General features: G+C 72.3%; 11 protein-coding genes. 9 read left to right on the forward strand and 2 right to left on the reverse strand.

Annotated elements, in window-relative coordinates:
- The 4 genes from ACIBJF_RS40500 to ACIBJF_RS40515 form a co-directional block, all read left to right on the forward strand.
- On the forward strand, window positions 1-426 hold a 426-nt coding region (locus ACIBJF_RS40500; RefSeq protein ID WP_399181667.1), incomplete at its 5' end, for an alpha-glucosidase C-terminal domain-containing protein.
- A 31-nt stretch (window positions 427-457) separates the two neighbouring features.
- Window positions 458-1,822, forward strand: a complete 1,365-nt coding sequence (locus ACIBJF_RS40505; RefSeq protein WP_399181669.1) for a maltokinase — start codon at window positions 458-460, stop codon at window positions 1,820-1,822.
- Window positions 1,823-1,826: 4 nt separating this feature from the next.
- Window positions 1,827-4,028 carry a 1,4-alpha-glucan branching enzyme gene (glgB, locus tag ACIBJF_RS40510; RefSeq protein WP_399181671.1) on the forward strand — a complete coding sequence of 734 codons (2,202 nt, stop codon included), beginning with the start codon at window positions 1,827-1,829 and terminating at the stop codon, window positions 4,026-4,028.
- Window positions 4,029-4,121: 93 nt separating this feature from the next.
- Entirely contained in the window at window positions 4,122-5,210 is a 1,089-nt protein-coding gene (locus ACIBJF_RS40515) for a glutamate--cysteine ligase (protein ID WP_399181672.1), read from the forward strand.
- Between the two features lie 9 nt (window positions 5,211-5,219).
- Here the strand turns inward: ACIBJF_RS40515 and ACIBJF_RS40520 are convergent, their stop codons facing one another.
- Window positions 5,220-5,453, reverse strand: coding sequence for a DUF6480 family protein (locus ACIBJF_RS40520; RefSeq protein ID WP_399181674.1), 234 nt, complete (start codon window positions 5,451-5,453; stop codon window positions 5,220-5,222).
- A gap of 150 nt (window positions 5,454-5,603) precedes the next feature.
- Here ACIBJF_RS40520 and ACIBJF_RS40525 point away from each other — a divergent pair, with 150 nt between their 5' ends.
- The 5 genes from ACIBJF_RS40525 to ACIBJF_RS40545 all read left to right on the forward strand — a co-directional run bounded on the left by ACIBJF_RS40525 (window position 5,604) and on the right by ACIBJF_RS40545 (window position 12,302).
- Window positions 5,604-7,502: an AMP-dependent synthetase/ligase gene (locus tag ACIBJF_RS40525; protein ID WP_399181675.1), complete on the forward strand. Its 1,899-nt coding sequence runs from the start codon at window positions 5,604-5,606 to the stop codon at window positions 7,500-7,502.
- A 162-nt stretch (window positions 7,503-7,664) separates the two neighbouring features.
- Entirely contained in the window at window positions 7,665-8,099 is a 435-nt protein-coding gene (locus ACIBJF_RS40530; protein ID WP_399181677.1) for an ATP-binding protein, read from the forward strand.
- 201 nt (window positions 8,100-8,300) lie between these two features.
- Window positions 8,301-9,677, forward strand: coding sequence for an NAD(P)/FAD-dependent oxidoreductase (locus tag ACIBJF_RS40535; RefSeq protein ID WP_399181679.1), 1,377 nt, complete (start codon window positions 8,301-8,303; stop codon window positions 9,675-9,677).
- A gap of 96 nt (window positions 9,678-9,773) precedes the next feature.
- Window positions 9,774-9,983, forward strand: a complete 210-nt coding sequence (locus ACIBJF_RS40540; RefSeq protein WP_399181680.1) for a DUF4287 domain-containing protein — start codon at window positions 9,774-9,776, stop codon at window positions 9,981-9,983.
- 96 nt (window positions 9,984-10,079) lie between these two features.
- Window positions 10,080-12,302 carry an FUSC family protein gene (locus ACIBJF_RS40545; protein ID WP_399181721.1) on the forward strand — a complete coding sequence of 741 codons (2,223 nt, stop codon included), beginning with the start codon at window positions 10,080-10,082 and terminating at the stop codon, window positions 12,300-12,302.
- A gap of 19 nt (window positions 12,303-12,321) precedes the next feature.
- Here ACIBJF_RS40545 and ACIBJF_RS40550 read toward each other — a convergent pair whose 3' ends face one another.
- Window positions 12,322-13,176: a SigB/SigF/SigG family RNA polymerase sigma factor gene (locus tag ACIBJF_RS40550; RefSeq protein ID WP_351812576.1), complete on the reverse strand. Its 855-nt coding sequence runs from the start codon at window positions 13,174-13,176 to the stop codon at window positions 12,322-12,324.
- Window positions 13,177-13,191: the final 15 nt, after the last annotated feature.

A 13,191-nucleotide genomic window follows, 5' to 3' on the forward strand; every position in this document is an offset into this window, starting at 1 on the left:
GGACGCCTGTACCTGCCGACGATCATGGACCCGGTCTACGGCTACCAGGTCACCAACGTCGAGGCGTCGATGTCGTCGCCGTCGTCGCTGCTGCACTGGACCCGCCGCATGATCGAGATCCGCAAGCAGAATCCCGCCTTCGGTCTCGGCTCGTTCACCGAACTGCAGTCCTCCAACCCGGCGGTCCTGGCGTTCCTGCGCGAGTACGGCGACGACCTGGTGCTGTGCGTCAACAACTTCTCCCGCTTCGCGCAGCCCACCGAGCTCGACCTGCGGGCCTACGACGGCCGGCACCCGGTCGAGCTGATCGGCGGGGTGCGTTTCCCCGCCATCGGCGAGCTGCCGTACCTGCTCACCCTGCAGGGCCACGGCTTCTACTGGTTCCGGCTCACCCGAGTCGCATCCCGCATCGGCCGCCGTCGCTGAACGACCGGCGCCGAGGAAAGGACGCGTCACCATGCCGAAGACCATCACCGCCCGACCGAGAACGGCCGTCGGCCTCGACGGGCCCCTGGTCTCATTGGGCGGGCTGCTGCGCCAGTGGCTGCCGAGGCAACGCTGGTTCGCGGGCAAGGACCGGCCCGTCACCGATCTGACCGTGCTCTCCGTGACCGAGCTGTTCCCGGGATGTCTGCATCTGCTGGTGCACGCCTCGCACGCGCCCGTGCCCACGCCGGGCGGCACTCCCCCGCCCGGTGACTGCTACCAGCTGCTGCTCGGGCTGCGCGAACACCTCGCCCCACGACTGGAGCGGGCGTACCTCGGGCGGGCCGAACAGGGCCCGTTCGCCGGGCTGGCGGTCTACGACGCGCTGCACGACCCTCGCTCGGCGAACCTGCTGCTGGAGCGGCTGCGGCGGCCCGGCACGGCCGGCCCGCTGCGGTTCGACGCCGACCCCAACGCCCATCTGCCCGGCGGGCTGCCGCCGCGCCTGCTGGACGCCGAGCAGTCCAACTCCTCGATCGTGTACGGCGACGCGTACATCCTGAAGGTCTTCCGCCGGATCCAGCCGGGCGTCAACCCGGACCTGGAGGTGACGGCCGCGCTGGCCGCACAGGGGTGCACCCGGGTGCCGGCACCGGTGGCCTGGTTCGGTACGACCGCGCCGCAGCCGGCCACGCTGGGCGTACTGCAGCCGTTCCTGCCGGACGCGACCGACGGCTGGACGCTGGCGCTGCGCGCGCTCGCCGCCGGCGACGACTTCACCGCCGAGGCCCGGGAACTGGGCCGGGCCATGGCCGAGGTGCACCTCGCGCTGGCCGGGGCGTTCCCGTCGGCCGGGCCGGGCGAGAACAGCCGTACGGCCGAGGCGATGTGCGCACGGCTGGACGCGGCCGCGCACGCCGTTCCGGCGCTGCTGCCCTTCGTACCGGGGCTGCGGGCCGCGTTCAGGGCGCTCGCCACCTGCGACTCCGGGCCGCCCGCCCAGCGCATCCACGGCGATCTGCACCTCGGGCAGGTGCTGCGGGCCGGCCGCGACTGGTTCGTGATCGACTTCGAGGGCGAGCCGTCCCGGCCCCTCGCCGAGCGGTGTGTCCCGCAGTCCCCGGTGCGGGACGTGGCGGGGATGCTGCGCTCCTTCGACTACGCGGCCCGGCAGCGCCGCCCCTGGCGACCCGAATGGGCGCGCCGCTGCCGGGAGGCGTTCTGCGCGGGCTACGCGGCCCGCGCCGGCTGGGATCCACGCAAGAAGCACGCGCTGCTGCGCGCGCACGAGACGGACAGGGCGGTCTACGAGGTGCTGTACGAGGCAAGACACCGGCCCGACTGGCTGCCGGTACCGATGGCGGCGATCAAGCGGCTCGCCGTGTGGGGAGGATGACGTCATGGCTCTGCGCGACACCTCGCTCCCCGAGGCCGCCGGCCGCGCGCCGGCCCGGGCCCTGCCCCTCGACGCGGCCGATCGCGGCCGGCTGCTCGGCGGCGCCCACCACGATCCGCACGCCCTGCTCGGCGCCCACCCGGTGCCGGGCGGCACCCTGTTCCGGGCACTGCGCCCGAACGCGCGCGCGGTGCACGTGGTGGTCGACGGCATGCGCAGCCCCCTGCGCTCGGAGGGCGACGGCCTCTTCGCGGCCGTCCTGCCGTACCCGGAGATCCCGTCGTACACGCTCCTGGTGACCTACGACGACGCCGAGCAGGAGGTGCACGACCCGTACCGCTTCCTGCCCGCTCTCGGCGAGCTGGACCTGCATCTGATCCGGGAGGGCCGGCACGAGCAGCTGTGGCAGGCGCTCGGCGCGGAGCCGATGACCCATCAGGGCGTGACCGGGACCCGCTTCACCGTGTGGGCGCCCAACGCCCAGGGGGTGCGGGTGGCCGGGGACTTCACGTACTGGGACGGCACGCAGTACCCGATGCGGTCGCTCGGCGCGTCCGGTGTGTGGGAGCTGTTCCTGCCCGGGATCGGCGAGGGCGCCCGCTACAAGTTCGAGATCACCTCGCGTTACGGCCATCGCTTCCTCAAGGCCGACCCGATGGCGCGGTGCACGGAGATGCCGCCGGACACCGCGTCGGTCGTCGCGGTCTCGCGGCACGAGTGGGGCGACGCGGAGTGGATGGCGCACCGGGGTGACAGGCCCGTGCACCAGGCGCCGTTCTCGGTGTACGAGGTCCATCTGCCGTCATGGCGGCCGGGGCTGACGTACCGCCAGCTGGCCGACGAGCTGCCCCCCTACGTCAAGGAGATGGGCTTCACGCATGTCGAGCTGATGCCGGTCGCCGGTCATCCGTTCAGCGGCTCCTGGGGCTACCAGGTCACCTCCTACTACGCGCCGACGCCCCGCCTCGGCTCCCCCGACGACTTCAAGTACCTGGTGGACGCGCTGCACCGGGCCGGCATCGGTGTGATCATGGACTGGGTGCCGGCGCACTTCCCCAAGGACGACTGGGCGCTGGCCCGGTTCGACGGGGATCCGCTGTACGAGCCCGGGAACGCCACGCGCGCCGAGCATCCGGACTGGGGGACGTACGAGTTCGACTTCGGTCGCATCGAGGTGCGCAACTTCCTCGTCGCCAACGCGGTGTACTGGTGCCAGGAGTTCCACATCGACGGGCTGCGCGTGGACGCCGTGGCCTCCATGCTCTACCTCGACTACTCGCGGGACTCCGGCCAGTGGGAGCCGAACGTCTTCGGCGGGCGGGAGGATCTGGACGCGGTCGCCTTCCTGCAGGAGATGAACGCCACCGTCTACCGGCGCTGTCCCGGAGTCGTGACCATCGCCGAGGAGTCCACCGCCTGGGACGGGGTGACCCGGCCGACGGACAGCGGCGGGCTCGGCTTCGGCCTGAAGTGGAACATGGGCTGGATGCACGACTCGCTGCAGTACATCCAGAAGGAGCCGGTGCACCGCAAGTACCACCACAACGAGATGACCTTCTCGATGGTGTACGCCTACAGCGAGAACTACGTCCTGCCCATCTCCCACGACGAGGTCGTGCACGGCAAGCGGTCCCTGGTGTCGAAGATGCCCGGCGACTGGTGGCAGCAGCGGGCCAACCACCGCGCGTACCTGGCCTTCATGTGGGCCCACCCCGGCAAGCAGCTGCTCTTCATGGGGCAGGAGTTCGCGCAGGGCGCCGAGTGGTCCGAGGCGCACGGCCCCGAGTGGTGGCTGCTGGGCGACGACTACCACTCCGCCGGGGACCACCGCGGCGTGCGGGATCTGGTACGGGATCTGAACACCGTGTACCGGGCGACGCCGGCGCTGTGGCAGCGGGACTCCGACCCGGGCGGGTTCCGGTGGGTGCTCTGCGACGCGGCCGACGACAACGTCTTCGCGTTCCTGCGCTTCGCCGCCGACGGCTCCCCGCTGCTCGCGGTGTCGAACTTCTCCCCGGTCGTCCGGCACGACTACCGGCTGTGGGCCGGCGACGAGATCCCGGCCTGGCAGGAGGAGCTGAACACGGACGACGTCCGCTACGGCGGCAGCGGGGTCGGCGACGCGGGGCCGATGAAGCCCGAGGACGGGTTCCTGAAGCTCACCCTGCCGCCGCTCGCGACGGTCTGGCTGACGCCGGAGCACTGAAAACCAGGTGTCGGCGGCCCGCCCAGGGGCAGTCGGGGGTCGTACAGAGCCTCGACTGCCCGTCGTGGCGTGGACACGGAAGGGTGGCACCAGGTGCGCACCGTGGGAGTGGAGGAGGAACTCCTTCTCGTCGACCCGGACAGCGGCGAACCGAAGGCGCTGGCGGCGGCCGTCCTCGCCCGGGTCGCCCACGACGATCCGGGGCAGAACGTCTTCGAGAAGGAGCTGTTCCGGCAGATGCTGGAGTTCGCCACGCATCCGCAGGCGAACATGGCGGACCTCGGCGAGGAGATCGTGCGCTGCCGCAAGGAGGCGGCGCGGCACGCCGGGGAGCTCGGCTGCGCGGTCGCGGCGCTGGCCACCTCTCCCCTGCCGGTCAGCCCCTCCCTCAGCGTGAACGAGCGCTACCAGTGGCTGGCCGAGCACTACGGGATACCGACCTGGGAGCAGCTGGTGTGCGGCTGCCACGTGCATGTGTGCGTGGAGTCCGACGAGGAGGGCATCGCCGTCCTCGACCGGATCCGGACATGGCTCCCGGTGCTCCGGGCGATCAGTGCGAACTCGCCGTTCTGGCAGGGACGGGACACGAGTTACGCCAGCTATCGCAGCCGGGTGTGGAACCGCTGGCCGTCGGCCGGGCCGACCGAGCCGTTCGAGTCGGCCGAGCGGTATCACCGGCGGGTGGCGGACATGGTGGCCACCGGTGCCCTGCTGGACAACAGGATGGTCTACTTCGACGCGCGGCTGTCCGTCCGCTATCCGACCGTGGAGGTCCGGGTGGCCGACGTGTGCCTCGGCGCGGAAACCGCCGTGCTGATCGCGACGCTGACCCGCGCGCTCGTGGAGACGGCCGCCCGGGACTGGCGGGCGGGCCGGCCTGCGCCCGACCACAGCGTGAGCCTGCTGCGGCTCGCCGACTGGCAGGCCGCGCGGTTCGGCCTGGAGGAGAACCTGCTCGACCCGGCGACCATGCGGCCCGAGCCCGCCTCGCAGGTGCTGCGCTCGCTGCTCGCCCACACCGGGGACGCGCTCACCGCCACCGGCGACGCCGAGCGCGCCGAACAGGGCATCACGGAGCTGCTGCGGCGCGGCAACGGGGCGCGCGAGCAGCGCCTGCTGCTGGAGCATGGCGGCGACCTGAGGGACGTCGTCACCGAGTGCGTCCGGCGTACCCAGAGCTGACGGCCGGGGTCAGACGATCAGCACCAGGGCGTACACCAGGAAGAACAGCGCGACCAGCGCGACGACGACAAGGATCAGCGTCAGCGGCGCCTTGGCCCAGCCCCGGGGCGGGTTGTGCGTCTCGCGGGGCCCGGCCTCGGGCATGCTGCTCTCGGCCGGCGGCGTCTCGCCGGGCGGTACCGAGCCGCCGGGCTCCAGCCCGGTGGTCCGCTCGGGTTCCGGATCGGGGTTCACATGACTCATGTCTGCCGAGTCCCCAGGACACGCCCGCATCATCAGTCGATCACGACTTCCACGTTCCCGGCACCGAACGCGGTCCGCTGGGCTACATTCGAGCACCGCCGACACCGAGCCGATCGGCGGTGTGACCCTCTGTACATCCAGGAGCAGCGCATGCGCGACGTCGCCCTCGCTCCCGCCGTTGCCCCACCGCTCACCGGCGGCCTCGCCGACAGCGTCTTCGACACCGCGGAGCGCAGTCCCACCCTGCCGGTGCTCGCCCATCGCGTGGATTCCGCCGCCACCGTGTGGCGGGAGGTGACGGCCGTCGAGCTGCGCGACGAGGTGGTCGACCTGGCCAAGGGGCTGATCGCCGCCGGGGTCTCCCCCGGCCACCGGGTGGCCCTGATGTCCCGCACCCGCTACGAGTGGACGGTGTTCAGCCATGCGCTGTGGGCCGTGGGCGCCGAGGTCGTGCCGATCCATCCGGCGTCCTCGCGGGACCAGGTCGAGTGGATCCTGCGGGACGCCGGCTGTGTGGCCGTGGTCGTGGAGGACGAGCAGGGCGTCATGACCGTCGGCACGGTGTGCGCCCGGCTGCCGCGGCTGCGCCACGTCTGGCAGCTGGACGCGGGCGCGCTGCCCGAACTCGTCGAGCGGGGCGCGGTCGTGCCGTACACCACGGTGGAGTCGCTGCGCCGGATCGTGCTGCCGGACGCCACCGCGGCGGTCGTCTACACCTCCGGCACCTCCGGCCGCCCCCAGGGCTGCGCGCTCAGTCACCGGGGCCTGGCCTATCCCTGCGACACGTACCTGGCCGGCTGGAAGCACACGGCGGCTCCGCCCGGCGAGCAGCCGTCCGTGCTGGCGTTTCTGCCGTTCTCCCATGTGTACGGCCTGATGATCATGCTGGTGTGTGTACGGGGCGGCGCCCTGATGGCGCACGAGCCGGAGCTGACCGAGGCGTCGCTGGCCTCGGCGCTGACCACGTTCCGGCCGACGTATCTGTACGGCGTGCCGTCGGTGTTCGAGAGGCTCTACAAGAAGTTCCTGCAGGCGGCCGAACAGGCGGGCCGGGGTGCCCTGTTCGAGCGGGCGGCGCAGACCGCGCGGGACTTCGCCCAGGCACAGGAGCGCCACCGCCTGGGCGCCGGGCCGGGGCCCGGGTTCGAGCTGAGGCTGCAGCACGCCCTGTACGAGCGGACGGTGTACCGCAGGCTGCGCGCGGCGCTCGGCGGACGCGTGGTGCGCGGCAGTTCCGGCGGTTCCTCGCTGAACCGCGAACTGAACCTGTTCTACGAGGGCATCGGGGTGTACATCCACGACGGGTACGGCCTCACCGAGGTCTCCGGCGGGATCACCATGCAGCCGCTCGGCCGGGAGAAGTCCGGTACGGTCGGCCGGCCGCTGCCGGGCACCGAGGTCCAGGTGGCCGACGACGGGGAGATCCTGGTGCGCGGCCCGTCGGTGTTCCAGGGCTATGTCGGCGACGAGACGGCGACGCGGGCCGCGCTGCGCGGCGGCTGGCTGGCCACCGGGGACATCGGGCGGCTGGACTCCGAGGGGTATCTGACGATCACCGGGCGCAAGAAGGACGTCATCGTCACCAGCGGCGGCAAGAGCGTCGCCCCGGCGCCCCTGGAGCAGCGGCTGCGCATGCATCCGCTGATCCACCAGGCGGTCGTGATCGGCGACGACCGGCCGTGCGTCGGCGCGCTGATCACCCTGGACCCGGACTTCCTCGCGCACTGGCGGGGCTCCCTGGCGCTCCAGGGCGACGGTCAGGGCCGGGAGAGCCGTGAGGAGAACGCGCTGCGGGAGGAGATCGCGCGGGCCGTCGCCTCCGCCAACAGCGCGGTCTCCCGCGCGGAGTCCATCCGGGTCTACCGTGTGCTCCCGGAGCCGTTCGCACCGGACAACGGACTGCTCACCCCGTCGCTGAAGCTGCGCCGGGACGCCATCGTGCGGCACTACGCCGCCGAGATCGACGCGATGTACCAGGCGCGGTCCCGGGCGGCGCGTCTCGCGCAGGAGCCGGCGGAGTGGGACGAGCCGGACGACGTCTTCCGCTGAAGTCCACACCGGGTGGGGGCGTCCGCGGGGGCACGGGCCAGGGCGGGCGGATATCCCGCCCGGGGGCGGGAACTCGCAGCACAGAATGAGATCAGCACCGACAGCTGTCCTGGCCGGAGGGCCCTGCCACGCCCCCGACCGCCCAGGACCGGGGATTGCGAGATGGCGACGCAGCCACGTGGGGACGACACACCGCCCTCGGAGGACGGGTACGAGCGCACCTTCTCCTTCGGCGGTGAACTGCGCAACGTCACGGAGGCCCGGCTCGCCGCGGAGGACTTCCTCTGCGCGCTCGCCACCCAGGCGCCGCCCGCCGCGCCCGAGTACTGGGACGACATACTGCTGGTCGTGACGGAGCTGGCCGCCAACGTGATCCAGTACGCGCCCGGGCCGTTCGGTCTGCGGATGCGGCGCACCTTCGACGGCGTGCACGTGACGATGCACGACACGAGCACCATCAAGCCCGAACCGCGGCCCTTCCACCCGCGCACGGGCGGCGGCGGCATCGGCTGGCACCTGGTGCACACGCTGTGCACGCAGGTCAGCGTCGTCGTCGACGACGAGGGCAAGGACATCCACGTGTTCCTGCCCTGGTGACCGCGGTGTGTGTACGACGTGTATCTGTGCGACAACCGGTTACTCCATCCCCGGGCGGGGCATGTTGGTGCCCATGCGTTCGTCTGCCTGCCGCGCCTGGCTGGCGGAACGGCTCGGGGCACGGTGGGATCGAAGGTGGCGCGCACCGGTCCAGGGCAAGCGAACGGCGTCGAGTCGGACCGCCCGGAGCCGCAGAAAGGGATGAACACCGTGACACGACCCAGGATCCTGGTGGTTGGCGCAGGCTTCGCCGGAGTTGCGTGCGTCCGCCGCCTGGAGCGGAAACTCGCTCCCGCCGAGGCCGACGTCACCCTGGTGACGCCGTACTCCTACCAGCTGTACCTCCCCCTGCTGCCCCAGGTCGCCTCCGGCGTGCTGACGCCGCAGTCGATCGCCGTGAGCCTGCGCCGCAGCAAGAAGTACCGCACCCGGATCATCCCGGGCGGCGCCATCGGTGTGGACCTGAGGTCGAAGGTGTGCGTCGTCCGCACCATCACCGACAAGATCGTCAACGAACCCTACGACTACATCGTGCTGGCGCCGGGCAGCGTGACCCGCACCTTCGACATCCCGGGACTGACCGAGCACGCCTTCGGGATGAAGACCCTGGCCGAGGCCGCCTACATCCGCGACCACGTCATCTCACAGCTCGACCTCGCGGACGCCAGCGACGACCCGGCGGAGCGGGCCGCACGGCTGCAGTTCGTGGTGGTCGGCGGCGGCTACGCCGGCACGGAGACCGCCGCCTGTCTGCAACGGCTGACGCACGCCGCCGTGCAGCGCTACCCGCGCCTGGATCCCGGCCTGATCAAGTGGCATCTGATCGACATCGCGCCCAAGCTGATGCCGGAGCTGGGCGAGAAGCTGGGCCGCAGCGCGCAGGAGATCCTGGGGCGGCGCGGCATCGAGGTGTCGCTGGGCGTGTCGATCGACAAGGCCGGCGCGGAGGAGGTCACCTTCACCGACGGCCGGGTGGTGCCGACGCACACGCTGATCTGGACGGCCGGCGTGGTCGCCAGCCCGCTGATCGCCACGCTCGGCGCGGAGACGGTCCGCGGCCGGCTGGCGGTGACCGCCGAGATGTGCCTCCCGGGTCACGACGGCGTGTTCGCGCTCGGGGACGCGGCCGCCGTGCCCGACGAGGCCAAGGGCGAGCCGGGCGCGGTCTGCCCGCCCACCGCGCAGCACGCCATGCGCCAGGGCAAGAAGGTCGCCGACAACGTCATCGCGACCCTGCGGGCGCAGCCGCTGACGCCGTACGTGCACCACGACCTGGGCCTGGTCGTCGACCTCGGCGGCAAGGACGCGGTGTCCAAGCCGCTCGGCGTCGAGCTGCGCGGGCTGCCGGCCCAGGCGGTGGCCCGCGGCTACCACTGGTCGGCGCTGCGCACGAATGTCGCCAAGACCCGGGTGATGACCAACTGGCTGCTCAACGCGGTCGCCGGCGACGATTTCGTCCGCACCGGTTTCCAGGCCCGCAAGCCGGCCCGGCTGAAGGACTTCGAGTTCACCGACGCGTATCTGACACCGGAACAGGTGCGGGCGCGGGTCGAGCGCGGTGTGGCGGGGAGTCCGTGATGTGACACAGGTCACCGAAGACCGCCGATCACTTCGGGGCGGATCGGCGGTCTTACCGGGTGATCGACCGACGTCACCCGGATGGGACACACCTTCATGACCGAGAAGACCGTCAAGGGCCCGGCGAGCTACTTCCCCTCGATCGAGAGGAAGTACGGCCGTCCGATCGCCGAGTGGCAGGAGCTGATCCGCTCCTCGCCGCTGACGCAGCACATGGAGCTGGTCGGCTGGCTCAAGTCCGAGCGCGGTCTCGGGCACGGACACGCCAATGCCCTGGTGGCCGCCACCCTCGCCGAGGGCAAGTAGTCCGCACCGCCGTGCGATGCTGGGTCGGAGATCGATTTCTGGCACGGGAGAGAGCGCGGCGGCGTGAGCACAGCGGGACGGTCTGGGCGGGTACGGATGTGGGACCGGCTCGCGGCGTACGACCCCGGACTGCTGCGGCTCACCGCGGGACTGCGCACGGTCACCGCGATCGCGCTCACCCTCGCCGTCCTGGCCGCCCTGCGGGTGCCGGTGCCCCAACTCGTCGCCGGTGCCATGGCGGCGATGGTGTCGACCTTCGCCATCCGGGAGAAGCAGCGCTCGGCGCAGGCGGTGACGCTCGCGCTCGGCCTGCCGGTGGCGCTGGCGTCGGTGTCGCTGGGCACGCTGCTGAACCAGCGGGTCGTCGTCGGGGACCTGTTCTTCGTCGTCCTCATCTTCTGTGCCGTCTACAGCCGCCGGTTCGGCGACCGCGGCACGGCGCTCGGCCTGATCGGCTTTCAGATCTACTTCCTCTCCCTGTTCGTGCGCGCGACCACCCCGGCGCTGCCCGCGCTGTACGGGGTCATCTGCGTGGCCTTTGTATGCAGCGCCGCCGCGCGCTTCGTGCTGCTGCCGCAGACCCCGGCGGGCACTCTGGACCGGCTGCGGCGGGCGTTCCGCGCCCGGCTCGCGCAGCTGATCGCCGTCCAGACCGAGTTGCTGGACGCCGGGCCGGACGAGGTGGACAAGGTCCTGGACGATCTGCGCACCGCCACCGCCCGGCTGCACGAGACGGCGCTGCTGATCCAGGGGCGGCTGGAGGACGGCACCTCAGACGCGGCGGTGGCCCGGCTGCTGCAGCGCCGGGTCGCGGACGCCGAGATCGCCTCCGAGCGGCTCGGGCTGCTGCTGCTCACCGCGCGAAGCGCCGAGCGGACCGACACCCTCACCCTGCATCTCCCGGGCGCTGCGCTGCCCTCCGGCGGGGAGCTGCCGGTGCGGGACGAGGCCGCGGCGGCGCTGCGCCGGGATCTGCAGGCGCTGCGGCTGCTGATGCTGCGGCCGGTCGGCGAGGCCCGGGGCAGCGCGCTCGCCCAGGTGCGCAACCGGCTGCTCGGCTACCGCGAGGAGGAGAACCTGCCCGAGGCCTCGCCGGCCGTGCAGGACGTCTTCCGCGGGCTCGGCGAGGCGGCCCGGGCCGCGCTGGGTCTGCGGGTCGCGCTGGACGGGCCGCAGGACGAGTCCGACGACACCCCGGCGACGGCCCGCTCGCGCGAGGAGTTGGACGCGGAGGACGCCGCGATCGAGGCGGGCGAGGAGGCCGAGGCCGAGGAGCCGGGCCCGAGCGGACTGGAGCGGCCCACGACACGGGCCGCCGTCCAGGTGGGCGTCGGCTCCATGCTGGCCATCGCGGGCGGCGAACTGCTGTCCGGCCAGCGCTGGTACTGGGCGGTGCTGACCTGCTGGATCGTGTTCATCAACACCGCCTCCACGGGCGAGATCCTGGTGAAGGGCTACCGGCGGCTGGTGGGCACGGTCCTCGGCGTGGTGGCCGGCATCGTGCTCGCCGGTCTGGTCGGGCACCACACCTGGACGGCGTTCGGCCTGGTGCTGGTGTTCATCTTCGCGATGTTCTACACCGCGCCCCTGTCGTACACGCTGATGTCGTTCTTCGTCACGGCGATGCTGGGGCTGCTGTACACGCTGCTGAACACCTACAGCATGTCGGTGCTGGTGCTGCGGGTGGAGGAGACGGCGCTCGGTGCGGCCTGCGGGGTGATCGCCGCGGCGGTGGTGCTGCCGGTCCACACCGACCGTCGTACCAACGAACTCCTCGTCACCGTGCTGGACCGGCTCGCCGAGGTCACCCGGGCCGCCGTCGACCAGTTGAGCGGCGGGGCGGGTGCCGATCTGGTGGAGCAGGCGCGCGATCTGGACCAGGCGCTGGCCGATCTGCGCGCGGCCACCCAGCCGCTGACCCACCCGATCACCCCGCTGCGCTCGCGCCGGGACACCGCCCGGTACGTGGTGGCGCTGCTGGAGACCTGCGCCTACCACGGTCGCTCGCTCGCGGCCACGGCCGAGTTGCTGCCGACGCACCCGTCGATCGCCGCCGATCCCCGGCTGCGCGGGGCGGGCGCGCGGATCGTGCACAACATCGAGGCGATCGCGGCGCATGTCGCCGACCCGCGGGCCACGGCGAAGATCGAGACCGGCCCCAGCATCGCCTCGATGCTGGAGCCGGGAACTCTGCGCACCCCGCGCTACGGCCGGGTCACCGACCGGGTGCTGCGCCATCTGCAGCGGCTGGACGAGGCGGTCTCGGGCCTGGCCCGGCCGCTGGGCCTCAGCACCGGCGCGGAGCGGCCGAAGAAGTGACGGTCCGTCGGCCGTGCGCTCATGCCGGGTCGGCGCCGCACGCGCGCCGGCCCATGGCCTCGTCGCGGACCCGGGCGCAGCTGCGGCTGATCAGCCGGGAGACGTGCATCTGGGAGATGCCCAGGCGGTCGGCGATCCGGCTCTGTGTCATGTCCTCGAAGAACCGCATGTAGAGGATGGCCCGTTCCCGCTCGGGCAGCCGGCGCAGCCCCTCCTTGGCGGCCTCGCGGTCGACCACGACGTCGTAGGAGGTGTCCGTCGCCCCGAGGGTGTCGGCGAGGCTGTAGCCGTCGTCCCCGGTGGACAGTTCGGCGTCCAGGGACAGGGTGCTGAAACTCTCCAGCGCCTCCAGGCCCGCGCCGACCTCCTCCTCGGTGAGTCCGGTGTGTGCGGCCAGGGCGGCGAGGGTGGGTTCGGGGCTGCCGGGGTGCTGGGCGAGCTCGCGCCGGGCCACCCGCACCCGGTTGCGCAGTTCCTGTACCCGGCGCGGCACCCTCAGGGCCCACATCCGGTCCCGGAAGTGGCGCTTGACCTCGCCGGTGATGGTGGGCACGGCGTAGCTCTCGAAGGCCCCGCGGGACGGGTCGAAGCGGTCGATGGCCTTGACCAGTCCGAGCGCGGCCACCTGCCGCAGGTCCTCGACGGACTCGCCCCGGTCGCGGAAGCGGCCGGCGATCCGGTGGGCCATGGGCAGCCAGGCGGCGACGAGTTCGTCGCGTACGGCGTCCCGCTCGGGGCCGTCGTCCAGTTCCGCCAGCCGGGTGAACAGCTGCGCGGTGTCGGGGGCGTCGTCGTGGGACCGCCGCGCGGGAGCGGCGGCGGCCGAGTCCGTGGTGGGCGTGCCGGGACGGGTTGTCGACATGTCGGTGAGCATGCGGAATCGCTCCTG

It is taken from the genome of Streptomyces sp. NPDC050743, from assembly GCF_044456925.1.
GTDB lineage: Bacteria > Actinomycetota > Actinomycetes > Streptomycetales > Streptomycetaceae > Streptomyces.

Bases quoted from the DNA above. Each gene is read 5' to 3' on its own strand.
- ACIBJF_RS40540 (WP_399181680.1), top strand. From the start codon at position 9,774: ATGACCGAGAAGACCGTCAAGGGCCCGGCGAGCTACTTCCCCTCGATC.
- ACIBJF_RS40530 (WP_399181677.1), top strand. From the start codon at position 7,665: ATGGCGACGCAGCCACGTGGGGACGACACACCGCCCTCGGAGGACGGG.
- ACIBJF_RS40505 (WP_399181669.1), top strand. From the start codon at position 458: ATGCCGAAGACCATCACCGCCCGACCGAGAACGGCCGTCGGCCTCGAC.
- ACIBJF_RS40550 (WP_351812576.1), bottom strand. From the start codon at position 13,176: ATGCTCACCGACATGTCGACAACCCGTCCCGGCACGCCCACCACGGAC.
- ACIBJF_RS40520 (WP_399181674.1), bottom strand. From the start codon at position 5,453: ATGAGTCATGTGAACCCCGATCCGGAACCCGAGCGGACCACCGGGCTG.
- glgB (WP_399181671.1), top strand. From the start codon at position 1,827: ATGGCTCTGCGCGACACCTCGCTCCCCGAGGCCGCCGGCCGCGCGCCG.
- ACIBJF_RS40535 (WP_399181679.1), top strand. From the start codon at position 8,301: ATGAACACCGTGACACGACCCAGGATCCTGGTGGTTGGCGCAGGCTTC.
- ACIBJF_RS40545 (WP_399181721.1), top strand. From the start codon at position 10,080: ATGTGGGACCGGCTCGCGGCGTACGACCCCGGACTGCTGCGGCTCACC.
- ACIBJF_RS40525 (WP_399181675.1), top strand. From the start codon at position 5,604: ATGCGCGACGTCGCCCTCGCTCCCGCCGTTGCCCCACCGCTCACCGGC.